The organism is Neptuniibacter marinus, assembly GCF_965223595.1.
In the GTDB taxonomy this organism is placed as follows: domain Bacteria; phylum Pseudomonadota; class Gammaproteobacteria; order Pseudomonadales; family Balneatricaceae; genus Neptuniibacter; species Neptuniibacter marinus.
Genome location: NZ_OZ245004.1, coordinates 1838562 through 1862637, shown reverse-complemented (window position 1 = coordinate 1862637; position 24076 = coordinate 1838562). Strand labels below are relative to the sequence as shown.

Here is a 24076-nt window from a genome sequence, read left to right as displayed (position 1 = left end):
GTGGCAACGATGCCCCCACACACTTGAAGCTAAACGGGCAGAGTTATAGGTGGGGTATAAGGGGGAGAACTCGCAAGATAATAATAACGATTGAAGTATTTGAAGCCTTCATACCCCAAACGATGAATTTGTGGCTCTATTGAAGACGTTAAAACTCCACTGATACTACAATGCGCTGCAGAACAATCCATATCTGCAGCAACACTATCACACGAATCAGAACTCCCTTCATGATTACAATGCTCAGACATCATAGAGGCAGACATAACCACAGGTCTTAAGTTTTCACCTTGACCAACAGCGGTTATAGATAACTGGACCATATTGATACTACTCAACCAACTTATGGCAAATAAAATCAGAATAGCAATACCAGCTCTCCTATAGCTGGCACGACGGGCATTCTGATATCTGTAAAAATGAGCAGTTCGCATAGAAATTTTCGTAACTGAGTTAGTCAGCTGCATGGTGACCGAGTTTAATTTTATCACTACACATTGTGATATAAACCGCCCCCCCATAAGTATTCCTATAGTCTAAACCTTCCAGTTACCGGAAGGTCAACATCAAAGATAAAAACAAACAGAATTGCAGAGTACCAGCCATCTCTGGTTTAAACTGATACTCAGATATTTACTATTCCCCCCTAATATAATTTTGCTTTAACATCCCTATAGTTAAAGAAATCAGTATCAAAAAGGTGATTGTGAGCCCCCTAAAATTGCAAGATTGAAACCGTCAAACCTGAGAAAATCACTACTCATACCTGAATTGGAATGGCCACCTGTGGTTGTATCGGCGCTAAAATATTTGCATAAGCTTGCAGTATGTCATTATACAAATCTGTATGCTTAGCCGCCTCTATTGTTATAGAGGCGCATTAGCTACACGCATAATTAGAGCTTTCCACCGTTAAGATACTGAAGTAGGAGGTTCATGATCAAATGCATCAACAATACTCTCTCGAAATAACCCTAGAAAACAGAAGGTCTGAAGCTCTTCAATTCCATCCTGAGCAAGATATTGAGAGAGTGTGTAGCTTTCGTCTTGCTCGTCTGACACAGACCACTCCATACTCACTGGCGAAGATTGAACATCATTACTATCCGGCGCCTGCTGGCAAATTCGACTCTCCGATGGAATATCTGCAATAGCTCTAACTACGACCCGCTGATCTGGCAGCTCCTGATCAAGACGATTCGCAAATTCAACTAGCTTAGGTTCAGCAAAAGTATATAACCATGATTCTTGGCTTGATTCTCCATCAACTCTTAATATCCGCCCCAAAACTTGGCGAAAATAGAGCTCAGTTCTCACTCTACTAAGGTGACAGCAGACCTGTAGTCTCGGAATATCGGTACCTTCACTGACCATTCCCACACTTACTATCCAGGCGGTGTCAGATCCTGTGTATTGCTCAATTCTTTGCGAAGCATTTACTTCTTTATAAGTCACCAAAACCGAAGTTTGCTTAAATCTACTCACAAGAAGTCGATGGATATAGGCTGCATGCTCAGTGCAAGAAGCAACAACTAGCCCTCCTGCTCTAGGATTATGTCTACGTACCTCATTAAGACGCTTGCATCCACGCGAAAGCACATCATCTATGGCATCTTCATCCGAAAGGATATGCTTGTATGACAATAATTTTTCATTCTCCAGCATGTCCCCTAGAGAGTTATAAGATGTTGTTTGGCTGTCCTGGCCGGAAACAGCCACTCCATCATTGTCAACAAGAACAACCTTCGGAATTCGGCAGACACCTTCAGCAACAGCATCTTTCAACCCATACACAAAGTCGCAATGAATTTGTGTATTACCCTCTAAATAGCGAGATAAAACCAGAGGAGCACTATCTGAGCGCCAGGGCGTTCCTGTCAAAGCTAGAGTAAATTCTGCTTTCTCACGGACCTGTCGTAAAATTTCTTCTCCCCATGCATTAGCATTCCCGACATCAGTACCTGAACAATGATGGATCTCATCAAAAATAACCAAAACACGATGGCGTTCTAAAATACTCCAGAAGTCTTCATGAAAGAACAACATACTCTGATAAGTATACGAACCACCTACAGCTCCTATCTTCCCATCAAAGGAACGGTCAAGAACTCGAGAGAAGGTAGCCTTAACGCCTTTCGAAGTTACCACTGACGGAGAAAAACACAAAACAAAATCTATTCGTCCTTGCTCTAAAAGGCGTTGAGATAAAACTGCTGACATGATCGTTTTTCCTGCCCCAGGAGTCGCAAGACAAAGAAAATGATTTTGTTCATAAAAGCTTTGGAGCGCCCGCTTTATACACTCGTCCTGCCACCTCCGGAGATTCATGAAGTCGTAGCTTGATAATGCTCAAGCGCAGCTTCAATGGCCCGTAACTGACCTAATAGCTTTGAGCTGGACTCAAGCGCTCTTTGGTATCGCGGCTGTAAGGCTTCACGAAGAGACGGGTATACCTTAAAAAGCGTTTTATATTCTTCGGACTCACCAACCGAGGACAAAAGGTCAACATGACATTGCTTTGCTCGATTCTTCAATTCACTTATAGAGGATTGCGTTGAACCATCAGACCTAACCATCGTACTAGCTACTTCGAAACCAGATACCACTTCAGGCGTCATTTTTAGGAAAGGGCCATCACAAAATTCGAAACTAATATCTACAAAATTAGAGACCTTCGTGTAGACAGTCATTCGCGGATTCTTTTCCTTTTGCCGCTTCAACAACTCATATTTAACTAGCCTATCAAGTTGACGATAGATCCATTTCTGAACGTCTTTATTTTTCTGTTCGCAACAAACGCCTAAGGAACCTACGATTAAGTCCTGCTTTTATAGCCCTCATACAGGCCAGACCGAATTTATAGCGTAATGGCCCTGTTTTCGATCATTTATCACCGTCTGACTGCTGATTTCCCAGCAAGCAGACGGATTTATCCTACGTTCGCAACATCTGATCTACTCGAACGATGTTCGCCAAAGCAAATAGCATTGCCAGTTTACTGTCATTTTTCCTTAGGCCTCGGTAACAGGCTTTGGTAAAACCAAATTGGCATTTAATGATCCGGAACGGGTGTTCCACCTTGGCTCGGATACTGGCTTTAAGATACTCCGCTTTTAACCGAACCTTATTGATCCGTGGATGCTTCTTTAATGCTTTGACCTTGCTCGGAATCGCAGCAATATGCCAATCAGCCTTTACGTCTTCCAGCTCTTCGCGTTTCTCAGCACCACGATAGCCACTATCGGCAAAAATAAACTCTTCCTCTCCATGTAAGAGTTGCTCGGCCTGATTAAGGTCGTGCTCATGCGCAGCAGTGGTTGTGAGACTGTGTATCAGGCCTGTCTTGGCATCGACGCCGATATGAGATTTTAGCCCGAAGTACCACTGATTGCCCTTTTGAGTCTGGTGCATTTCAGGATCTCGCTTGCCGCTTTTATTCTTGGTCGAGCTGGGTGCTTCAATAATCGTTGCATCCAGAAGCGTTCCTTCTTTAAGCAAGATGCCTGCCTCACTTAGCCAGCTACTGACTCCCTCAAAAATCTGTCGGGCCAAATCATGCCTTTCCAATAGGTGACGGAAGTTCATGATGGTCGTGTGATCCGGTATAGCGCCATCTAAAGACAACCCCGCAAACAAACGCATCGGCGGCGTATCATACAGCGCATCTTCCATCGCTGGATCGCTCATACTGTACCACTGTTGCATGCAATGAATGCGTAACATGGTCTCTAGCGGATAAGGACGACGACCGTTTCCGGCTTTGGGATAATGTGGCTCGATCAGGTCAGTCATCATGCTCCAAGGGACTAGCGTATCCATTCGCTCCAAGAACATCTCCTTCCGAGTTCTACGTCGTTTGTTTTGATATTCGCTATCAGCAAAAGAGAGTTGGTGATCCATGAAAAGTCCTCAGCACATCAGAACCTCAATTATCTCATGTTGAGGGACTTATTCGCATGTTTGCTAGTAGTTATCATCTAATGACGATATAAATCGCTATGGATGGTGACCTTCCTACAGGGGACTTTCACCCCATTAGTTCATGCCCATGCTGGGCGTACACAAAATCATGCAGCGGATAATTTGTTCTATCGCCAAAATTACCGTTGATGAATAGCGTTAAATGTTTGCTTTGTGACAGCAGGCCTACCCTGTCAGATTCAGCCTGAATTACTACAGTTAATATTAATGGGATTTAGACTTAATTGAATTCTTCTTCCTCCTTCTCCCACTGTCACCACGCTTCGGAAAGCCGGTGAACTTTGTTTGAAATTTCTTTTCTCCCCTTTCCGTAGTTACATTGCGATTAGAATTCTTCCTCCTAGATGTCGACTTTCTATTTGATTCAACTTCCTTCGCTGGTATAAGCTGATCGACTCGATCACCGATTAAATCAGCCCTACCCATTTCCGTTAAAGCTGCACGTAAAAGATCCCAGTTACCAGGATCATGCCAACGCAAGAAAGCCTTATGCAACCTTCTCTGGCGCTCCCCTTTTATAGTTTCCACATGTTCAGATCGTCGCTTGTAGGAAAGCCTTTTAAGTGGGTTTCTACCCGTATGATACATTGCGGTTGCAGTAGCCATTGGTGAAGGATAAAACGCTTGAACCTGATCGGCTTTAAAGCCGTTTTTCTTTAACCACAATGCTAAATTCATCATGTCTTCATCAGTCGTACCAGGGTGAGCGGCAATAAAATATGGAATCAAATATTGTTTTTTCCCTGCTTCTTTTGAAAAGCGCTCAAACATCTCCTCAAATTTTTTATAGGAGCCAATCCCCGGCTTCATCATTTTTTCTAAGGGGCCACTTTCAGTGTGCTCTGGTGCAATCTTTAGATATCCACCAACATGATTAGTGACTAACTCCCTCACATATTCAGGATCTTCAACTGCAAGGTCGTAGCGCAAGCCAGAAGCAATAAGAATTTTTTTAACTCCCTTCACTTTACGGGCATCTTTATAAAGCTCAGTCAATGCAGAATGGTCAGTATTTAGGTTAGAGCAGATATCAGGGTATACACATGATAACTTTCTACATGTTTTCTCAATTTCTTCCGACTTACATGCAAGACGATACATGTTTGCAGTAGGTCCACCGAGATCAGATATAACACCGGTAAAGCCAGGCACTTTTTCTCTAATATCCTCAATTTCACTTAAAATCGATTCTTTAGATCTGTTCTGGATAATACGTCCCTCATGCTCCGTTATTGAACAAAAAGTACATCCTCCAAAACACCCCCTCATGATATTTACAGAGAAACGAATCATGGTATAAGCCGGAATTTCCTTTCCTTTATATTTAGGGTGCGGAACTCGCGCATAGCTTAGCCCAAAAATAAAATCCATTTCTTCAGTTGAAAGTGGGATCGGAGGAGGATTGAGCCAAAGTTCTTGATCGGCATGCTTCTGTACTAGAGCTCGGGCATTACCAGGATTTGTCTCTAAATGAAGAACTCGACTTGCATGCGCATATAACACAGGATCAGTATTAACTTTTTCGTAAGATGGCAATCTTATAACTGTCTTGGAGCGATCAAGCTTCACTTTTGTCTGGATATGTAAAACTTTTATCTCTTCTTCAACATCACCTGATGTGCTGTTTTCTTCAATATGACAGCTCTTAAGATCTTTAGTGTTTACATATGGATTAATAATACGGTCTATCTTTCCAGGCCGATCTATCCTAGTAGAATCTATTTCCATCCAACCAGATGGAGTATCAGACCTTATAAACGCAGTACCGCGTACATCTGTAATCTGTTCAATTGCTTCTCCAGCGTTTAACTGATGAGCCACATCAATTATTGCTCGCTCTGCATTACCATAAATGAGTATATCTGCACGTGAATCAAGGACAATCGACCGCCGAACTTTATCTTGCCAATAATCATAATGAGCTATTCTTCGAAGGGATCCCTCTATCCCTCCTAAAATAATAGGAACATTTTTATACGCTTCTCTACATCGTTGACTGTATACAATACTAGCCCGATCAGGTCTCCTGCCACCTTTCCCCCCAGGAGTATAGGCGTCATCAGAACGAATTTTTCTATCTGCTGTATACCGATTAATCATGGAATCCATATTACCCGCAGCAACACCAAAAAATAGTCTAGGACGTCCTAGCTCTTTAAAAGCATCAGCATTTTTCCATTCTGGTTGTGCAATGATCCCTACTCGAAAGCCCTGTGACTCTAAAAGGCGGCCAACAATAGCCATGCCAAATGATGGGTGATCAACATATGCATCTCCTGTCACGATAATAATATCGCACTGTTTCCAGCCAAGTTTATCCATCTCTTTGCGGCTCATTGGCAAAAAGGGAGAACTAGGGGTATCGGATTCAACTAGGATCCGATTAGATAACTTCTGCATATACCATCCTATTAGATTAACTGAATGCATTATATAGTAGCGAGGGGTACCTTAAAATCTGGGTTCATTTGATCATGACTGTGGAAAGGATATGAGGTAGCCTAAAGCGGTGGAGATAATTTCATTTAATGTTATTGCAAGTTTTTTGATTTTCTTTGTGCCGCTAAAAGGTGCGCATAAAAACAAGAAAAAAAACTTGTTTTATTATAAAATGGCGCTGAAGTACTAAGTACAGCTTACTTTCAAAAAAACAAGAATTTTTATTTACATTAAAGCCCCATCATCATTGATAGCGTGCCCTCTTCGCTATGCTCAGGGGCAATTTTGAGATATCCCCCAACATGATATGTCACCAGCTCTCGTACATATTCCGGATCCTCTACCGCTAAGTCATATCGCAAACCCGATGAGATAGATACGGTATGTACGCCCTTCACTTTACGTGCTTTTCTATAAAGCTGAGTCGTTGGGCTATGATCAGTATCTAAGTTTTTACAAATTACGGGATATACACAAGAAAGCTTACGACAAGAAGACTGTATCTCCGGATCATTACAGTTAAGGTGATACATATTAGAGGTAGGCCCCCCTAAATCAGAGATAGCACCCGTAAAGCCCGGAACCTTATCTCTTATCTCCTCAATTTCAGTAATTACTGATTCATGGGAGCGGCTTTGGATAATCCGCCCTTCATGTTCGGTAATTGAGCAAAAAGTACAACCACCAAAACAGCCCCTCATAATATTAATTGAGAATTTAATCATATCGTAGGCAGGAATTTTTTCCTGACCATAACGGGGATGAGGTATACGCTGATATGGCAACCCAAACACTTGGTCCATTTCGGAGGTAGTCAACGGTATAGGTGGAGGATTGACCCACAATTCACGATTACCGTGCTTTTGCACTAAGATTCGAGCGTTATGGGGATTTGATTCTTGATGTAACACCCGCGAAGTATGGGCATAAAGCGCCGGATCTTTTGATACCTTTTCAAAGGAAGGTAAACGAATATAAGCTTCGTCAGGTAATCGCTCTTTACCTTTTAATGGTGCAGGAACAATACGTAAAGGTTGAACCGTATTATCAGCAGCATCCTTTTTATCGCAGGTTGCTACATCTTTATATTCATAAGGGTTTGGTAGATCTTCAATATATCCAGGCCAATCGATACGTGTAGAATCAACCTCAATATAATCAGCTGGAATAGCTGAGGAAAGAATTGTAGTACCACGTAGATCGTTAATAGCCTCAATAGCTTCGCCATTAGCTAAACGATGGGTTAATTCCACAATCGCTCTCTCGGCATTACCATAAAGCAGAATATCCGCTGTCGCATCCATCAATACAGAGCGACGAACCTTATCACTCCAATAATCGTATTGAGCTATCCTGCGAAGACTGGCTTCAATCCCCCCTAAAACAACAGGCGTTTCTCGGTAAGCCTCTTTACAACGCTGACTATAGACAATCACTGCTCGATCAGGACGTTTACCTCCCATTCCCCCAGCCGTATAAGCATCATCATGACGCATACGCTTATCCGCCGTATAACGGTTGATAAGGGAGTCCATATTCCCGGCAGTAATACCAAAATAGAGGTTAGGCTGACCTAATGATTTAAAGTCCTCAGCACTGGTCCAATCCGGCTGTGTAATAATGCCGACCCTAAAACCTTGAGCCTCCAACAGTCGCCCCATTACAGCCATACCAAAACTAGGATGATCTACATAAGCATCTCCTGAAATGATAATAACATCACAGCTATCCCAACCAAGCAGCTCCATCTCCTCTCGAGTTGTTGGCAAAAACGGGGCTGGGGCATAACATTCGGCCCAATACTTTGGATACGAAAATAGATCTCGGGCTTGGATTTGGCTCATATAGGAGACACAGACCAGAATAAGTGACTAAGAAAAGCTATTTTCTCAGAAACAAGGGACGACTCCCAGTGAAAACCGCTCACATATGAAAACTTTATTGAAGAATCATAGATTGTTGGGCTTCTTGATAAGTTAATGGGGTAAATTTAAGTGGCTTTTCACGCTCAGACAAGTAAATCGCTAGATTACCTTGTTCATCAATAGAGAAGTACTCCGCTGAAGTCAGTAGGGCTAAATAACGATTTTCATGATACATAATGGGGCTAGAGCAGCGCTGCCGTGTTAAGCGGGCTTTATCAATTTCAAGAAACACCGACAAAGAAGTATAGGCGCTTTGATATAAGTTACAGCCCGCATAGCCTGACAACCGGTTACTGCCATTAAAAATTAGAGTAGTGTCGATCGATGGAGGAATACCCCGCCCAGAAATATCCTCCGCTCGCCAATAAGTATTCGCCAGAACATCTTCACTAAGGGCGTGCAAGGCAACAGGAGCGTCATCTATACTAGAGACTATTTTTTCTCCCTCTAATACTCTTTCCGCACCAATACTCACCGCTACCTTGATTGTTTTGACGGATGGCTGTTTTCCCGCATCAACCGGCAGTTCATAGTGATAAGGTAAATAGCCGTTCTCTTCAATTACCTCAGACTTAACGCTGTTATCATTGTAAATTAATGCAACCTCAACTTTCGCAGACTCTGGCAGGTGCGATAACGGCTGCGCATCGATGATGAGAAACGCGCCATCAGCTTTATACATAGAAGGATGTGATAGACACCCAGAAAGAATAAAAAGGGAAACTACAGACAGTAGCGTTACAGGTATAAAGCGCATTCTTCAATTCCGTTTGAAGTAAAAAAACAGGATTAGAAAGGATATATAAAATCCCTAGATACACCAGATAGTAGCATACCGCTACTATCTGGCAAATAAACCGTTAACTATATATCGCTTACATCAAAGTCCACAAGCGGAGAGACATCAAGATCATAATTGATACCTTCAATGCCAAAGCCAAATAATTTCAGAAATTCATCTTTATAAAGCTGATAATCAGTCAAATCGAACAGATTTTCTGTGGTAACTTGTGGCCAGATTTCGCGGCAGGCATTTTGAACTTCATCCTTAAGCTCCCAATCATCCATGCGGAAACGGTTACTCTCATCCATCACAACCGATTCACCGTAAAGGCCCGTAGCAAACAAACGCTGAACCTGTTCCATACAGCCTTCATGCAAACCTTTCTCGCGCATCACTTTGAAGCACATAGCCAAATATAACGGCATAACAGGAATGGCTGAACTCGCTTGAGTAACGACCGATTTAAGAACACCAATATTCCCCTGTCCGCCGTTAACTTTGAGCTTAGCATCAATTGCAGACGCTGCCCGATCAAGATCTTGCTTAGCTTTACCTAAAGCACCATCCCAATAGATCGGCCATGTAATATCGGAGCCGATATAGGAATACGCAACAGACTTACAGCCCTCAGCCAAGACGTCGGCTTCTTCAAGTGCATTAATCCACAATTCCCAATCTTCACCACCCATAACAGTAACGGTCGCGTCGATCTCTTCCTGCGTGGCAGGTTCAACTTCAGCACTGATAATGGCATCTTTATTAGTATCAATGGCCGTGGACTGATAAGGCTTACCAATAGGTTTCAAACAGGAGCGAACAACCTCTCCTGTATCAGGCATTTTTCGCACTGGCGAAGCAAGAGAATAAACAACTAAGTCAACTTGCTTCATCTCCTCTTTAATCAATTCGATTGTTTTGGCTTTTGCTTCATGGGAAAAAGCATCACCATTCAAACTTTTTGAATATAAACCAGCCGCTTTCGCTTCTGCATCAAATGCCGCGGAGTTATACCAACCCGCTGTACCCGTCTTACGTTCTGTGCCAGGCTTTTCAAAGAAAACACCTATTGTCGCCGCATCTGAGCCAAACGCCGCAGCGATACGTGATGAAAGGCCATAGCCACTTGATGCACCAATAACGAGAACACGTTTAGGTCCGTTAACAATTTTACCTTTACTTTTGGTATAGGCAATTTGTTCACGAACATTGGCTGCACAGCCCTCGGGGTGTGTAGTAGTACAAATAAAACCGCGAATTTTTGGTTTGATAATCATGCGTAAACGGGTCTCAAATCCAGTAAATAAAGTTGATTCGTAAGATACATGAAATAGCGCAAAATTTACAGCGTCATATCAGGGCTCAAAAACCAACAAAAACACCTAGATTGTAATATTTAATGTTTATAACCATAGTCGGTCAGCAGATACGCCAATTCTATCGAATTGTTACCTCTGCTGTTTTCTATTAGCCATTCATCCGTAATATTCGTTATCATCACACTATTATTGACGCTTATTTAAGGAATTACCCGATGTCTGATTTACATGGTTATTACTTAGAAGACCTTGAAGTAGGAATGAACGCTTCATTTGCCAAAACTATCACCGACGCCGATGTTTGTCTGTTTGCAGGAATATCTGGCGATACAAATCCAGTACATATAAACGATGAATACGCAAAAACAACCATGTTTGGCAAACGCATTGTTCACGGTATGTTTAGCGCAGCGCTTATCTCTACTGTAGCGGGTACAAAATTACCAGGACCTGGCGCCATTTACATTGATCAACAGATCAAATTTAAAGCACCTGTTTTCATTGGTGATACAGCTAATGCTCTCCTCACCGTTGAAGAAATTGATATGCGCCGTAAACGAGTAAAATGCAAAACAGAAGTTTATGTAGGCGACAAAATAGTTGCGACCGGTAGCGCCACATTTATGGTTGATAAACGCGAAGCTTAAATTCACCTATACGATTAAGCACCACTTTCTTTATAAAATGGTGCTTATCGTTTTTTCTATTCTGAAACAGGCGCTCCCTCACTTCCCTTTTCTTCGCATCAAAAAACACTCCCTAAAGACAGTTTCATTTCTTAGTGCTAACTGACCTAAATCAAACCTGTAATTCATACTTTAGTTCATTGATAAGTTTTTACTGTTCCGTAAAATGTGCGAAAAAAAATAACAACAAGAAATACGGATATGAAACGAATACTAATTAGTGCCTGCATGCTCGGAGAAAAAGTTCGCTTCGATGGTGGCCATCACCTAATTAATCACCCGAATCTACAGCGCTGGCAAGAAGAGGGACGTTTAGTACCTATCTGCCCCGAAATATCAGGTGGATTAGCAACACCACGCCCTCCTGCTGAAACCCAGTGTAAATTCCCGATACTTATCACTACAAAAGAGGGGAAAGATGTTACGCCGCAGTATTTAAGTGGTGCGGAAAAAACCCTCGAGATAGCCAGACGTGAAGGCGTAGTTTGTGCCTTAATGAAGGCCAAAAGCCCCTCCTGTGGCAATAATCAAATCTATGATGGTAACTTCACAAACACTTTAACTGATGGTGCAGGTGTGGCAGCGGCTGAACTCTTAAGAAACGGCATTCCTGTTTTTAACGAAAAACAACTTGCAGAACTCTTTGCTTTTATCGAAGATTCAGAAAGAATCACCGCTTAATCATTTTTCCGCAGAGGCTAGTAATGGAGCAAGAACTTCAAAATGAGTTAGAAACAATTACCAAGCTTAGTAATATGGTTATCGAATTTTTCGTCAACTATAGCTTCCAAGTAATTGGCGCCATTATTATTTTCCTATTGGGCCTCATCGTTGCCCGCTGGATAGCAAAAATTGTCTTAAGACTATGTGAAAAGAAAAATGTTGATGTCACTTTAAGCCTCTTTATTTCTAGCTGCGTTAAGCTCTTTATTATCGCAATGGTGCTTATTGTTTGCTTAGGAAAATTTGGTATTAGTGTTGCCCCTTTCGTGGCCGCTATAGGTGCTATTTCATTAAGTTTAGGCTTAGCATTACAAGGGGTTTTCTCCAACTATGGCGCAGGCTTTACCATCATAATAACCCGCCCTTTTGTTGTTGGAAATACCATAAATATCAATAATATATCCGGCATAGTTAAAGAGATACGCTTAGCTTACACCATCCTTGACACAGAAGATGGAGAGATGATAACTATCCCCAACAAACATATTGTAGGTGAAGTTATCATTAATTCATTCCAATATAAAATTGTCGAGTCTAGCGTTGGCATCAGTTATCAGTGCAAACCTGAAGAAGCAATTAACGTAATTAATCACGCCCTTTCGCAATTTGTTGAGATTCCAACAACCCCAGCGCCTCAAGTAGGCGTCGAGGCTTTTGCCGACTCATCTATCAATATTGGTTATCGTTATTGGGTGCCTACTGAACGCTATTTTGAGGTTCAATACCAAGTTAACTTAGCCGTATACAATGCATTACAAGAAAGCAAAATAGTTATTCCATTCCCGCAACGAGAAGTCACTTTAACTCAAGCAGCTTCATAACTTTCATTTTTACTTGGCAGTTCAAGCACTGGCACCTACAATGTGCCCCGTTTTGTTAATGAATTCTTCGATTGAGTAATAATATGCGCACAAGCCAATATCTCATTTCCACGGTTAAGGAAACTCCATCTGACGCAGAAGTTGTTAGCCATCAGCTAATGTTACGCGCAGGCATGATTCGCAAAGCTGCTTCAGGCTTATACAGCTGGCTACCACTAGGTCTACGAGCCCTTCGTAAAGTAGAAAGGATCGTGCGAGAAGAGATGGATAAATCAGGTGCACTAGAAGTTTTAATGCCCGCGATCCAACCGGCTGAGCTTTGGCAGGAATCCGGTCGTTGGGAGATGTACGGCCCAGAACTGTTGCGGGTTAAAGATCGCCATAATCGCGAATTTTGCGTAGGCCCTACGCATGAAGAGGTAATTACAGACCTTATCCGCCGCGAAATTAAAAGTTATAAACAACTACCAGCTAACTTTTATCAGGTTCAAACGAAGTTCCGCGATGAAATACGCCCCCGTTTCGGCGTAATGCGCTCACGGGAATTTATTATGAAGGATGCCTATTCCTTTCATGTAGGTACTGAGTCGCTACAACAAACTTACGATTTGATGTATCAAACCTATAGCGCGATCTTCAACCGTTTAGGTTTAGACTTCCGCCCAGTATTAGCAGATACGGGCTCTATCGGCGGTGCAACCTCCCACGAGTTTCACGTTTTAGCAGAATCAGGCGAAGATGATATCGCCTTTTCAAACGTTAGTGACTATGCGGCCAATATTGAATTAGCCGAAGCGCTCTCTCCTGCAGGCGAGCTCGCAGCTCCGACCGTTGAAATGACAATAGTTGATACGCCTAACGCTAAAACCATTGATGAGCTAGTGACACAGTTTAATGTGCCTATCGAAAAAACAATCAAAACACTGTTTGTTGTGGCTTCGGATGCCTGTGAGGCCGATTTCGTCGCTCTTTTAGTTCGTGGTGATCACGAACTCAATGAGATCAAAGCAGAGAAATTACCTGAAGTTGCAGAGCCTCTAGAGTTTGCGGAAGAAGAGCAAATTCGCAATTTAATTGGTGCAGGCCCTGGCTCTCTTGGCCCAGTAGGTTTAGAGATTCCTGTGATAGCCGACCGTACAGTAGCCAAAACATCAGACTTCAGCGCTGGTGCTAATGCAGACGGCAAACACTATTTCGGTATCAACTGGAACCGCGATGTAGATCTTCCACAGGTCGCTGATATTCGTAACGTCGTCGAAGGTGACCCAAGCCCTTGCGGTGAAGGCTCCATTGAAATTAAGCGCGGTATTGAAGTCGGTCACATCTTCCAGCTTGGCCAAAAGTACTCTGAAGCTTTAGAAGCTAAAGTCCTCGACCAAAACGGTAAATCTGTCGTTATGGATATGGGCTGTTACGGCATAGGTGTATCACGTGTTATTGCTGCAACCATTGAGCAAAATCATGACGAGAGCGGCATTATCTGGCCAGAAAGCATTGCGCCTTTCCATATTGCACTCATTCCTCTTCAGTATGACAAATCTGATGAGGTCAAAGCATTGACCGATAAAATGTATAGAGACCTCCAACAAGCCGGTTATGACGTCATTCTGGATGACCGCGATAAAAAGACCAGCCCAGGCGTGAAATTTGCGGACATGGATCTGATGGGTATTCCCCACCGCGTTGTCATCTCCCCACGAGGCTTAGAAACAGGGACATTGGAATATAAAGGCCGTCGTGATGCAGAAAAACAAGACGTGAAAGTCGACGATCTCATGTCTGTTTTAGCGGAACGCATCAACCTGTAATTCAGATACGATCTACTATGTAGAATAAAACGGGCCTAGTAGGCCCGTTTTTTTATATCTCGGATTTACCTTTATTATTAGGATACAAATCATGGTATTCATCAATACTTGATCCTACTTCGGTCAACCGCCACACCAATTCAAAATCAGTAATCTCCCCTCCCTGATGAAGGCTATGCAATTCAGCAAATCGATTGCCCAGAAATAACGCTATAGATTCAGGTAATTTCAAATCCCCTAGCTCCGCCCCCTGGCAGTCTAATATAGGCTGATACCAACGCACTGGCAGCCGCCAAAACTCACAGGCCTGACGCGTCAACGCATCAGAATAATCATTTAATAGATGACTAAACACTTGAGGGTGAGGCTCTATATTTTCATCGCTGTGTAACTCAACTAACTTCCTAAAGATCATCAACTTACCTATATCGTGAATCAAACCAACGAAATAAGATAAACTAGGATCAGCATTGATCTTTAGAGCAATTTTTCGGGCATTTTCCGCAACCTCAGAAGAATGCTCCCACAACGCTTTGCCGAAGGTCTCAAAATAATAGCTATTCACTTCAAATTTATCGGCTAACAACGACGACATAACTATACTTTTAAGCCGCTCTTCTCCCAATAAGCTAAGCGCATGACTGAGGTCTTTAACCTCCATGTCAGAGGCTACAAATAGCGGGGAATTAGCAATGGAGATTATTTTACCCGCTAAAGCAGGATCTTCCTGAATCGCCGTAATAATCTTACTTTGCACCCTTTCGGCACTCAGTAGGTCGGCCATAAGCGTTAACGCTGTTTTAGACAGCTTAGGTATAGATTCATCACTTAAGCCGATCAACTCCTCATCTAACGAGGCTCTTAGCAAACGTTCTTGCGCTTTCGATGCTTCAGAATCTAATACCCTAACCCCTAACAAGCTACTGATAAAAGTTAAACTAAGCTCTCTCGCATTACGTAAAGGCTTAATTCCATAATTTTCACTTTCCAAAGAGGGGTATTCACTATCCGTCTGTTGTACTTTTTGCGCTTCGGTCGTTGCATTTAGTGGCTCCGACTTAGCAACCGGAGTATTTTCTTGATGAGCTTTGTGACCAAAAAAAGCTTTTATCTGCTCAAACATACCATAACCCTGCTCACTCGGGTTCTCATTAACCCTACATATATAGCAAAGCCTACAATCTACTCAAAATCAACAATCACAAAAGGATAGGGTAGTTCCTGCAACGCTTTCTGCTTACTTTTAACTTCAGCCACTACCGCAAGCTCTGGACCTTGGCTAAGCCAAGCCTCAAGCTGCCTTACCGCCAGCTCATCGCCAGACACCATTAACTCGACACTTGAATCAGGCAGATTTCTAACCCAACCGCTCAAGCCTAATGACTCAGCTTGATCTTGAGTTGATTTTCGAAACCAGACACCTTGCACTCGACCTATCACAATCGCATGGAGGCAAATTTCCACCATTCTAATCTCCGTAAAATATATTAAACGCCAAAACTAAGACGCTTTGCATTGTTTAAGCACTAACAAACAACTCCTCCATATAAATCGAAAACATATCCTTCTCCGCAAGATGGACATCTTGCAAACGTTTCTCCAATTCTCGCTCCCAAGCCGCCGCAGCGCTAGCCTGCAAAGGTGCTGGTGTGGGCCAAGGCAACAAATCATTAAGCTCATAAAGCGATAAACTCGACATACTACGACTTAATAGGTATTCCCCTTGATCACTGCGTTTAATAATTCCCTCCTCAATCAACAGAGTTATATATGTATCCCAACGCCCTTGATCTAATGTATCCACTTCCTGCAACAAACACCGGTCAGTGACCGCTGCACCTTCATTTTGCGCTTTCCAAAGCCGGTATAAAACTGCAACCACGGTATACAGGTGCGGTATAGTTTTACCTTTATCTACTGGCCGATAAACCGTAATACAGCGGGTTAACTCTGCCCCCATCAGAATAATTACCCAACTGATAAAGATCCAAAGAAGAAACAAAGGAACTGCGGCAAACGCACCATATATCAACTCATAAGAGGGAAACTGAGTCACAAAGGCAGCAAAACCACGTTTTGCGGTTTCAAACAGCAAAGCCACGACAACACCACCAATCAAAGCACTTTTCAAAGGAACACGGCAGTTCGGAACGGCAACATAAATCAGCGTAAATGCAGCAGCAGAAAACAAAGTAGGTAACAAACTTAACAAACGACCTCTACCTACAAGTTCTGTGGCAGAGGAAATAAAAGGTAAAGATGCAATATAAGAGGTCAGCAACAGACCTAAACCAATTAGAATAGGACCTAAACTTAAAATAGCCCAGTAGAGTAGAAAGCTTGATAACCCTTTGCGCGGTTCTGATACACGCCAAATACGATTAAACGCCGCTTCAATATTCTTCATCATCATGATCGACGTTACTGCTAATACAGCGATACCAACCGCCGTTAATTTACGCGCCTGAGATGAAAAATCGGTTAAATAATCCTGCACCACTGCACCGGTTGTTGGTACAAAATTTTGGAATACCCAACCTTGTAGCTCCTGTCCAACCCCTTGAAAAGATGGCACCGCGGCCAACATCGCGTAGGAAACTGTCATTAAAGGCACTACCGCAAATAGCGTGGTATAAGTTAATGCCGCTGAATTCAAAATCCCTTGGTTATGACGAAACTGGGCAAAAAGGTACCTCAGAAACAGTAGATAGGGATGGTTAAACAATCTGCTCATAACACTCCTTTAAACAGCGTTCAAAAATACACTAAGTAATAGGTACCTAAAAAGGTGATTCACTCATGAAATCTATCTTATAGCCGTATACAATGATGCAAAATAACCTAACATGTTAAATCAATCATCCGTTTTACTTCGATTGATTAATAATTAATAAGTACGGTATAGCACAATGAATGAAGTAATTATCTACCACAATCCTCGCTGTTCCAAATCTCGCCAAACCTTAGCGTTGCTTGAAGAGAACGGTATTCAGCCTGATATCCGTAAATATTTGGATGATGCCCCCTCTGCGGATGAGCTTAAACTTGTGTTAAAACAACTAGGAATCTCAGCTCGCGAGCTTTTACGCACGAAAGAGCCTGAATTTAAAGAACAAGGTTTAGATGACACCGCTTTATCAGATGAGCAGATTATAAAAGTAATGACCGAGGTTCCCAAACTTATTGAGCGTCCAATCGTCATCAAAGGTGATAAAGCACGAATAGGACGTCCTCCTGAGTCCGTTTTGGACATTTTGTAACATGTCTCAGCCCTACGTGTTAGTTCTTTACTACAGTCGCCATGGAGCAACACGATCTATGGCACAGCATATTGCACGCGGGATTGAACAATCGGGCATGGAAGCTCGATTACGAACAGTGCCTGCCATCTCAACTATATGTGAAGCAACGGCATCCGATATACCCGATGAGGGCGCGCTATATTGCAGCGAACAGGATTTGGCTGAATGTTCAGGTCTTGCCCTCGGTAGCCCAACCCGCTTTGGCAATATGGCAGCGCCGTTAAAGTATTTTATTGATGGAACAAGTTCCCTATGGCTGTCTGGCGCTCTAATCGATAAACCCGCCGCCGTATTTAGTTCAAGCTCTAGCCTCCATGGCGGACAGGAAACGACTCTACTCTCGATGATGATCCCCCTGCTCCATCAGGGTATGGTGATCGCAGGCCTACCTTACAGCGAATCTACTTTGTTAAAGACAACAACCGGCGGAACGCCATACGGCCCAACCCATGTTGCAGGCCAAGATAACCGCCCACTTGATGACAATGAGTTGTCACTCTGTGTCGCACAAGGCAAACGCCTTGGCGAACTCGCACATAAGCTCCGCCATAAACTGTAAACCTAACAACATTGAGAACTCTCTTTTGAAAGCATACATACCAGACGACCATAATTACGCCGCTAAAGCCCTTTTTAGCAGACGAGTAACAGTTACCAGTTACACCGCTTTATTAGGCTGGTTTATCTTATGGCATATGTTTTTAATTCCAGTACCTACCGGTCATCCATGGGTGATCAGTTTACTTCATATGTTGCCACTACTCGCATTTATTCGTGTCATTATTACAGGGAATCCTCGCGGCCACGCTTGGCTATGCTTCGTATTATTACTGCCATTTATTCAGTCAGTTTTAGCTGCAACCAACCCCAATACGTTTATCTATGGGCTAGGTTACTCGCTGTTAGTCGGCACGCTGTTCACCAGCTCAATGATGTATGCACGCTGGCAGAGCCGCTACAACAAACAGTTAGCCCATTGGGATAATGAAAAGAAAGCAAACAGCAAAAACCCAGAAAGCTAAACGTCGCTCAACAACTTATTCGCTAGAGAGAGTCATGACGGCCTCAGATCAAGCAAAGAAACAAACCCTAGAACAGGTACGCAACCAGTTTCCTATTTTAGAACAGCAGGTTAATGGCAGCCCTCTTATCTATCTAGATAACGCCGCGACGACGCAAAAGCCAAGTGTTGTTATTGAGAGCGTAAATAATTACTACGCCACATTTAATGCCAATGTGCATAGGGCAAGCCATGCTTTAAGCACCGAGGCAACCGGTAAGTTTGAAGCCGCTCGCGACACCGTCGCCCATTTTTTAAACGCTAAAAGCAGTAAAGAGATCATCTGGACCCGCGGCACAACTGAAGCAATCAACCTAATTGCCAATAGCTGGGGAAGCTATTTAAAGCCTGAAGACGAAATTATACTCAGCCCTCTAGAGCATCACGCCAACATTGTTCCTTGGCAATTGCTCGCACAGAGAAGCGGCGCGATTATTAAAGTTATTCCACTGTTAGCGAGTGGCGATCTTGATATACAGGCCTATAAAACCTTACTTACCCATAAAACTCGCCTTGTTGCTATTACTCATGTATCTAATGCCATAGGTACGATTAATCCCGTTAAGCAGATCATATCTTTAGCTCACGATGCAGGCGCTTTAACCTTAATTGATGGAGCACAAGCGCTCCCTCATTTTCAAGTCGATGTAAACGACCTAGATGTAGATTTTTATGTTTTTTCAGCACATAAATTATACGCGCCAACAGGCATAGGGGTGCTTTATGGGAAACAACAATTATTAGAAGCCATGCCTCCATGGCAAGCGGGTGGAGAGATGATCTCTCAAGTGAGTTTCAGCGAAACCACCTTTAATGATTTACCTTTTAAATTTGAAGCAGGCACACCTAACATCTCTGGCGCTATAGGACTTGCCTCCGCTATTGAATGGCTACAAGCCCAAGATAGGCACCTACTTGAACAGCATGAAACTAGCTTATATAAAGCTGCACTTGATGGTTGTTCTCAAATTAAAGGATGGCAGCGGATCGCATCACCCCAAAAGTCTGTAAGCCTCATCTCTTTCACTTTAGCTCATCAACATCAACAAGATATTGGCTATCTGCTAGATCAACAAAGCATTGCTGTTCGCACTGGTCATCACTGTGCGATGCCCCTCATGCAAGCTCTTGGTTTATCAGGTACTACACGGGTATCTTTTGCTTTCTATAATACGCTTAATGAGGTAGAAAATTTCGTCACAGCATTAGATATGATTAGCCGTGATGAGTCAGTTTTAGTTACCTCTAATTCTAAAGGCACCCAGTCTACTCATACGATAGAGGAAGCAAAAAAAGGGTTGTTCGATAAGTTACTCAGCTTACAGGATTGGAATGCCCGTTATCGTGAAATCATGCTACAAGGCAAACAACTGCAGAGCTTAGCTGAACATCTCAAAACAGATGCCAATAGAATAAAGGGCTGTGAAAGTAACACTTGGCTGCTTTATGAACTAGGGCAAGATCAGCGTATACAATTGAGAGCAGACTCAGACGCCCGTATTATTCGCGGTCTATTAGCCTTAATATTAGATCTATTTCAGAATAAAACAGCACAACAGATCCAAGATATTGATATAGAATCCATTTTTAATCAGCTATCCTTAGAACGCCATTTAAGCCCCTCACGCGGCAATGGTATTCGCGCAGTAGTCGATAAAATTTATCAATTAGCCGCAAAGCAAACAGATAGCTCTTAAGATAATTAATATTTAAATATTCTGACTATTTTTAACAAGTAATGGAGTAAAGATGAGCAATTTCACTGATGTTTCCTATCTAAATACAGTTTTCGGAAACGAGAAAGGGGATATGCAAAACCCTAATTGGGAAAAGTCAGCCAAACAGCTACACCTTATCCAAGAAGAACTTGCAGAGCTTGTTGAAGGTATAGAAAAAAAAGACATGTCTGAAATACGTGATGCGGTCGCCGATATTCTGGTAGTGACTTACGGTATGGCACATATTATGGGCATTGATGCCGACAAAGATATGGCAGCGGTTCAAGCAAGCAACTTATCAAAGCTGTGTAAAACCCAAGCAGAGATCGACAAAACGCTCGCCTTCTACCGAAATGAAAAAGGCCTAGATGTTTATGCCGGCGGTGAACTTCCAGAAGCCTATGTAAAATCCACAAAAGACCAAACCGGCAGTGATGGTAAGTTCTACCCAGCTCACAAGTTCTTAAAAAACACTAACTGGCATGAACCTGTACTAGACTAACAACACTCGTTTGCAGATATTAAACCTACTATATTTGGATTAACCGATGCCGACATATGATTACCGCATTGAAGAAACCGGTGATATCATCGAAGTAACACATACTGTAGCGCTTACTCCAAAAAACTGGGAGGAGCTCTGCCTATTAGCAAATATTGATCCTCAAGGTATACCTGCGAAATCATTAGTAACTAAGTTATTAGCGGTTACAGGTATGGTAAAAACGAGCCCTAAAATAAAGGCTAAAGATTTGCCCTGCATGAGCGGAAAGGACTGCCCGAGTGGAGGTTGTAGTTAAAAACGATGCAATCCGATCTGCTTACAATTAATCAGGATCGTTGTAGGCAGCTCATTACACTTAAGCCTATAGCGTTTTCACTACGACTATCGGCAGGAAGCCTGTTTTATGAATTCAAAGCGCCAACATATACTCCATTGGGCAGAGCAAGGCTACATCAGCCCAGATGACGTAGATACCGCCCTCTCACTCTCCCGTGCAAACCCAGATAATCAACAATGGTTTCAGTTTATAAAAAACCTCTTCCTATGGCTGGGTGTTATCTCTCTGGCGGCGGGGACTTTATTCTTCTTTGCATTTAACTGGGATGAGATGAGCAACCTCGTTAAATTCGCCTTAATGCAAACCTCTCTGGTGGTCAGTACCCTGATCTATACCAAGCTCAAACCGTTCACCCTACCAAGCACCGCCATCGCTTTCCTTATGGTAATGCTGATCGGCGCCCTGCTTGCGTTAAGTGGGCAGATTTACCAAACCGGAGCTGACCCTTGGCAGCTGTTTGCCTTTTGGGCCTTATTTATGACCCCTATCGCCGTCACCAACCGCGCAAGCACGTTGTGGCTCCTGTGGGTTCTCTTAATCAATTTATCCTGTTACCTCTACTATTATGATTTCCGCGGTGTCTTTGGCATCCTGCTGCACTATGACAATTTAGTAGGCCTTTTCCTGCTATTCAATACCTTACTTGCCATCGCCTTTGAAGTACTTCAACAGGGTAAAACACGATGCTTAGATAACCGTTTGGTCGTTCAAACCTGCTTATTAGCGTCCGGCATAGCCGCAACATGGTTGGCGATTTGGGCCATATTTGATGAGGCCGAACTACAATGGGGGCTCCCTTGTTACTTAGTTTGGATCCTCTGCACTTATCTCTACTACCGCTACCGCCTCTTCGATCTTTTCATTATTTCTGGCTGTGTAACCAGCGCTATTGTTATTGCGAGTAGCTTATTAATTTATATATTTAATGATGCATTAGAGAGCGACGCCTTCTTAATTATCGCAATATTTATTATCGGGCTATCTTCATCTGCGGGCATCTGGTTAAAAAAACTTAGTAAAGAACATGCAGCCGATCAGCCAATCACGAGCGATAAGGAGCATCAGGATGCGTAATTCTGGGAATGAGCTATGGCTTGAATTGCAGAGAAATAACCTGACCCGCACTGACTATCCGGAAAACGAATTAGATTTAAGCCCTTGGTATATAAAAACAATGCAGGGCTTTGCCGGTTGGATAGCCGCGCTGTTTTTACTTGCCTTTGTCGGCACCATTATTGGTAGCTTATTTATCTACGATAACCAAGTGCTACTGGCCCTCTGCGGCTTTATCTGTTGTACTGCCGCGTACTTTATCTTTCGTAATGATAAGACCCCTTTCTTAGAGCAGCTCGGTTTAGCTATCAGTTTGTGCGGCCAGTTTATGGTGGCTTGGGGAATTTTTACCGTTTTTTCGATTTCAGATTCCTCCGCATTTTTGATCTTAGCCTTATTTCAAGGGGCTTTAGCTTTGATTATGCCGAATTTCTTACATCGGGTTTTCAGTAGCTGGTTCGCCATGGTTGCGCTCTTTTGGGGCTTAAACCAACAGGGTATTTTTGGCTTAGATAGCGCACTCGCCGCAGCGCTTTTCACCTTGATTTGGATCCGAGAGAAACATTGGTATAAATACCGTTCACATCTACTGCCTATCAGCTTTGGCCTCGCGATATCACTTCTGCAATTTAGCGGGCATTTCCTCTTTCAACATGAATTTTCACACTACCTATTCAGAGCAGAGGTGGGCTTTTTACAACAATACAGCCCCTTGATTGGTAGCCTGATCCTAGCGGGCACATGTCTCTACCTTGTCTTTGCCATTCTGTCAGAACAGAACATCAAACTGGCCTCGCCATCCGGTTCTATCGCGGTTATCGCAACCCTCATGCTACTCGGGCTATCGTTTAATATTGCAGGTGTTAGCAGTGCTCTCTTAATTCTGTTGGTCGGCTTCTTTAGACAACGCCTTATCTTAATGGCGTTAGGCATCCTTGCCTTAATCAGCTTTATATCTTGGTACTACTACAGCCTATCGGAAACACTGCTGGTTAAATCGATCTATTTACTCTCCATCGGCGCTGTCTGCCTTACAATTGTCGGAGCGCTGCATTACTTCAGCAAGGCTCAACCTACCTTAGACCCAGCTAACAGCGCACCAGTGAATGGAAAAAAATGGATCTCCTTAGCCACCATCTTAATCGTATTAGCCGCTATCAATATAAATATTTATCAAAAGGAATCGTTAATTCGCGAAGGGCAAAGCGTATTACTCGAACTAGCGCCTGTTGATCCACGTTCACTGATGCAGGGTGATTATATGCGACTTCGCTATAGAATGAGTCAAACGATTCAGTACGCGATCGGTGACAAAGAATCCGTAGATGGGTTTGCCATTGTGCAGCTCGATCAACACAGTGTCGCTCAGTTTATTACACTCAATCCTGATGCTGAGCTATCGCCTCAACAGCACAAACTGCACTATCGGATCCGTGATGGTGTCTTAAAATTTGCCACTAACGCGTTCTTCTTCCAAGAAGGCAGTGCCAAAATCTATGAAAAAGCTAAATACGGTGAATTTAAAGTTAGCGGTAACGGGGAAATGCTTCTAGTGGGACTTCGTGACAAGCAATATGTTTTATTAGGTACAAATAGACCCTAATGGGAAGTAAATGTA

The 24076-nt window shown here is 42.9% G+C and carries 22 protein-coding genes and 1 pseudogene; 12 read left to right on the top strand and 11 right to left on the bottom strand.

Annotated elements, in window-relative coordinates; genetic code table 11:
• Positions 1-29 precede the first annotated feature (29 nt).
• The 8 genes and pseudogenes from ACOQOE_RS08620 to fabV form a co-directional block, all read right to left on the bottom strand.
• The gene (locus ACOQOE_RS08620; RefSeq protein WP_156473732.1) at positions 30-323 is read right to left on the bottom strand and encodes a hypothetical protein; all 294 of its coding nucleotides are present in this window, start codon (positions 321-323) and stop codon (positions 30-32) included.
• A 589-nt stretch (positions 324-912) separates the two neighbouring features.
• Positions 913-2328 carry a DEAD/DEAH box helicase gene (locus tag ACOQOE_RS08615; protein ID WP_420555438.1) on the bottom strand — a complete coding sequence of 472 codons (1416 nt, stop codon included), beginning with the start codon at positions 2326-2328 and terminating at the stop codon, positions 913-915.
• Positions 2325-2690, bottom strand: coding sequence for a hypothetical protein (locus tag ACOQOE_RS08610; RefSeq protein ID WP_420555437.1), 366 nt, complete (start codon positions 2688-2690; stop codon positions 2325-2327). The genes ACOQOE_RS08615 and ACOQOE_RS08610 overlap by 4 nt, the downstream gene beginning before the upstream one ends.
• A gap of 244 nt (positions 2691-2934) precedes the next feature.
• Positions 2935-3900, bottom strand: coding sequence for an IS5 family transposase (locus ACOQOE_RS08605; protein WP_420555436.1), 966 nt, complete (start codon positions 3898-3900; stop codon positions 2935-2937).
• 285 nt (positions 3901-4185) lie between these two features.
• On the bottom strand, positions 4186-6381 hold the full coding sequence (locus tag ACOQOE_RS08600; protein ID WP_420555435.1) for a YgiQ family radical SAM protein: 2196 nt from the start codon (positions 6379-6381) through the stop codon (positions 4186-4188).
• A 278-nt stretch (positions 6382-6659) separates the two neighbouring features.
• Positions 6660-8264 (bottom strand): annotated as a pseudogene (locus ACOQOE_RS08595) (YgiQ family radical SAM protein); the annotation flags it as partial.
• A 94-nt stretch (positions 8265-8358) separates the two neighbouring features.
• Complete coding sequence (locus ACOQOE_RS08590) at positions 8359-9102, bottom strand: META domain-containing protein (protein ID WP_420555434.1); 744 nt, start codon at positions 9100-9102, stop codon at positions 8359-8361.
• Positions 9103-9209: 107 nt separating this feature from the next.
• Complete coding sequence (gene fabV, locus ACOQOE_RS08585; protein WP_420555433.1) at positions 9210-10403, bottom strand: enoyl-ACP reductase FabV; 1194 nt, start codon at positions 10401-10403, stop codon at positions 9210-9212.
• 257 nt (positions 10404-10660) lie between these two features.
• On the opposite strand from fabV, the gene ACOQOE_RS08580 reads away from it, so the two are divergent.
• The 4 genes from ACOQOE_RS08580 (at position 10661) to ACOQOE_RS08565 (ending at position 14483) form a co-directional block, all read left to right on the top strand.
• Positions 10661-11092 carry a MaoC family dehydratase gene (locus ACOQOE_RS08580; RefSeq protein WP_067867499.1) on the top strand — a complete coding sequence of 144 codons (432 nt, stop codon included), beginning with the start codon at positions 10661-10663 and terminating at the stop codon, positions 11090-11092.
• A 240-nt stretch (positions 11093-11332) separates the two neighbouring features.
• Positions 11333-11812 (top strand): DUF523 domain-containing protein, encoded by a 480-nt coding sequence (locus ACOQOE_RS08575; RefSeq protein ID WP_067867504.1) that lies wholly within the window; start codon positions 11333-11335, stop codon positions 11810-11812.
• A 23-nt stretch (positions 11813-11835) separates the two neighbouring features.
• Positions 11836-12675 (top strand): mechanosensitive ion channel family protein, encoded by an 840-nt coding sequence (locus ACOQOE_RS08570; protein WP_067867507.1) that lies wholly within the window; start codon positions 11836-11838, stop codon positions 12673-12675.
• Positions 12676-12758: 83 nt separating this feature from the next.
• On the top strand, positions 12759-14483 hold the full coding sequence (locus tag ACOQOE_RS08565) for a proline--tRNA ligase (protein ID WP_067867509.1): 1725 nt from the start codon (positions 12759-12761) through the stop codon (positions 14481-14483).
• A 52-nt stretch (positions 14484-14535) separates the two neighbouring features.
• On the opposite strand, the gene ACOQOE_RS08560 is transcribed toward ACOQOE_RS08565, so the two are convergent.
• Genes ACOQOE_RS08560 through ACOQOE_RS08550 form a run of 3 tightly spaced genes read right to left on the bottom strand, consistent with a single transcriptional unit; the run spans position 14536 to position 17217 of the window.
• The gene (locus ACOQOE_RS08560; protein ID WP_420555432.1) at positions 14536-15606 is read right to left on the bottom strand and encodes an HDOD domain-containing protein; all 1071 of its coding nucleotides are present in this window, start codon (positions 15604-15606) and stop codon (positions 14536-14538) included.
• A 59-nt stretch (positions 15607-15665) separates the two neighbouring features.
• The gene (locus ACOQOE_RS08555; RefSeq protein WP_420555431.1) at positions 15666-15950 is read right to left on the bottom strand and encodes an acylphosphatase; all 285 of its coding nucleotides are present in this window, start codon (positions 15948-15950) and stop codon (positions 15666-15668) included.
• Positions 15951-16002: 52 nt separating this feature from the next.
• On the bottom strand, positions 16003-17217 hold the full coding sequence (locus tag ACOQOE_RS08550) for a YihY family inner membrane protein (RefSeq protein WP_420555430.1): 1215 nt from the start codon (positions 17215-17217) through the stop codon (positions 16003-16005).
• A gap of 175 nt (positions 17218-17392) precedes the next feature.
• Here ACOQOE_RS08550 and arsC point away from each other — a divergent pair, with 175 nt between their 5' ends.
• From arsC to ACOQOE_RS08510, 8 genes are all read left to right on the top strand, one after another.
• Entirely contained in the window at positions 17393-17743 is a 351-nt protein-coding gene (gene arsC / locus ACOQOE_RS08545; protein WP_067867521.1) for an arsenate reductase (glutaredoxin), read from the top strand.
• Position 17744: 1 nt separating this feature from the next.
• Complete coding sequence (wrbA, locus tag ACOQOE_RS08540; protein ID WP_067867525.1) at positions 17745-18344, top strand: NAD(P)H:quinone oxidoreductase; 600 nt, start codon at positions 17745-17747, stop codon at positions 18342-18344.
• Between the two features lie 25 nt (positions 18345-18369).
• Complete coding sequence (locus ACOQOE_RS08535) at positions 18370-18807, top strand: DUF2069 domain-containing protein (protein ID WP_067867531.1); 438 nt, start codon at positions 18370-18372, stop codon at positions 18805-18807.
• Positions 18770-20542 (top strand): SufS family cysteine desulfurase, encoded by a 1773-nt coding sequence (locus tag ACOQOE_RS08530; RefSeq protein WP_420555429.1) that lies wholly within the window; start codon positions 18770-18772, stop codon positions 20540-20542. Before ACOQOE_RS08535 ends, ACOQOE_RS08530 begins: the two co-directional genes overlap by 38 nt.
• Before the next feature lie 52 nt (positions 20543-20594).
• A complete protein-coding gene (locus ACOQOE_RS08525; RefSeq protein WP_067867534.1) occupies positions 20595-21065 on the top strand; it encodes a nucleoside triphosphate pyrophosphohydrolase family protein in 471 nt (156 codons plus the stop codon).
• A gap of 46 nt (positions 21066-21111) precedes the next feature.
• Positions 21112-21363 (top strand): regulator, encoded by a 252-nt coding sequence (locus tag ACOQOE_RS08520; RefSeq protein ID WP_067867537.1) that lies wholly within the window; start codon positions 21112-21114, stop codon positions 21361-21363.
• A 108-nt stretch (positions 21364-21471) separates the two neighbouring features.
• Positions 21472-22479: a DUF2157 domain-containing protein gene (locus ACOQOE_RS08515; RefSeq protein ID WP_067867541.1), complete on the top strand. Its 1008-nt coding sequence runs from the start codon at positions 21472-21474 to the stop codon at positions 22477-22479.
• Positions 22472-24061, top strand: coding sequence for a GDYXXLXY domain-containing protein (locus ACOQOE_RS08510; protein WP_420555428.1), 1590 nt, complete (start codon positions 22472-22474; stop codon positions 24059-24061). The genes ACOQOE_RS08515 and ACOQOE_RS08510 overlap by 8 nt, the downstream gene beginning before the upstream one ends.
• Positions 24062-24076: the final 15 nt, after the last annotated feature.

Bases quoted from the DNA above. Each gene is read 5' to 3' on its own strand.
- ACOQOE_RS08600 (WP_420555435.1), bottom strand. From the start codon at position 6,381: ATGCAGAAGTTATCTAATCGGATCCTAGTTGAATCCGATACCCCTAGT.
- ACOQOE_RS08525 (WP_067867534.1), top strand. From the start codon at position 20,595: ATGAGCAATTTCACTGATGTTTCCTATCTAAATACAGTTTTCGGAAAC.
- ACOQOE_RS08555 (WP_420555431.1), bottom strand. From the start codon at position 15,950: ATGGTGGAAATTTGCCTCCATGCGATTGTGATAGGTCGAGTGCAAGGT.
- fabV (WP_420555433.1), bottom strand. From the start codon at position 10,403: ATGATTATCAAACCAAAAATTCGCGGTTTTATTTGTACTACTACACAC.
- arsC (WP_067867521.1), top strand. From the start codon at position 17,393: ATGAATGAAGTAATTATCTACCACAATCCTCGCTGTTCCAAATCTCGC.
- ACOQOE_RS08515 (WP_067867541.1), top strand. From the start codon at position 21,472: ATGAATTCAAAGCGCCAACATATACTCCATTGGGCAGAGCAAGGCTAC.
- ACOQOE_RS08520 (WP_067867537.1), top strand. From the start codon at position 21,112: ATGCCGACATATGATTACCGCATTGAAGAAACCGGTGATATCATCGAA.
- ACOQOE_RS08565 (WP_067867509.1), top strand. From the start codon at position 12,759: ATGCGCACAAGCCAATATCTCATTTCCACGGTTAAGGAAACTCCATCT.
- ACOQOE_RS08590 (WP_420555434.1), bottom strand. From the start codon at position 9,102: ATGCGCTTTATACCTGTAACGCTACTGTCTGTAGTTTCCCTTTTTATT.
- ACOQOE_RS08620 (WP_156473732.1), bottom strand. From the start codon at position 323: ATGGTCCAGTTATCTATAACCGCTGTTGGTCAAGGTGAAAACTTAAGA.
- ACOQOE_RS08580 (WP_067867499.1), top strand. From the start codon at position 10,661: ATGTCTGATTTACATGGTTATTACTTAGAAGACCTTGAAGTAGGAATG.
- ACOQOE_RS08530 (WP_420555429.1), top strand. From the start codon at position 18,770: ATGAAAAGAAAGCAAACAGCAAAAACCCAGAAAGCTAAACGTCGCTCA.
- ACOQOE_RS08570 (WP_067867507.1), top strand. From the start codon at position 11,836: ATGGAGCAAGAACTTCAAAATGAGTTAGAAACAATTACCAAGCTTAGT.
- ACOQOE_RS08575 (WP_067867504.1), top strand. From the start codon at position 11,333: ATGAAACGAATACTAATTAGTGCCTGCATGCTCGGAGAAAAAGTTCGC.
- ACOQOE_RS08615 (WP_420555438.1), bottom strand. From the start codon at position 2,328: ATGAATCTCCGGAGGTGGCAGGACGAGTGTATAAAGCGGGCGCTCCAA.
- ACOQOE_RS08510 (WP_420555428.1), top strand. From the start codon at position 22,472: ATGCGTAATTCTGGGAATGAGCTATGGCTTGAATTGCAGAGAAATAAC.
- ACOQOE_RS08610 (WP_420555437.1), bottom strand. From the start codon at position 2,690: ATGACTGTCTACACGAAGGTCTCTAATTTTGTAGATATTAGTTTCGAA.
- ACOQOE_RS08560 (WP_420555432.1), bottom strand. From the start codon at position 15,606: ATGTTTGAGCAGATAAAAGCTTTTTTTGGTCACAAAGCTCATCAAGAA.
- ACOQOE_RS08550 (WP_420555430.1), bottom strand. From the start codon at position 17,217: ATGAGCAGATTGTTTAACCATCCCTATCTACTGTTTCTGAGGTACCTT.
- wrbA (WP_067867525.1), top strand. From the start codon at position 17,745: ATGTCTCAGCCCTACGTGTTAGTTCTTTACTACAGTCGCCATGGAGCA.
- ACOQOE_RS08605 (WP_420555436.1), bottom strand. From the start codon at position 3,900: ATGGATCACCAACTCTCTTTTGCTGATAGCGAATATCAAAACAAACGA.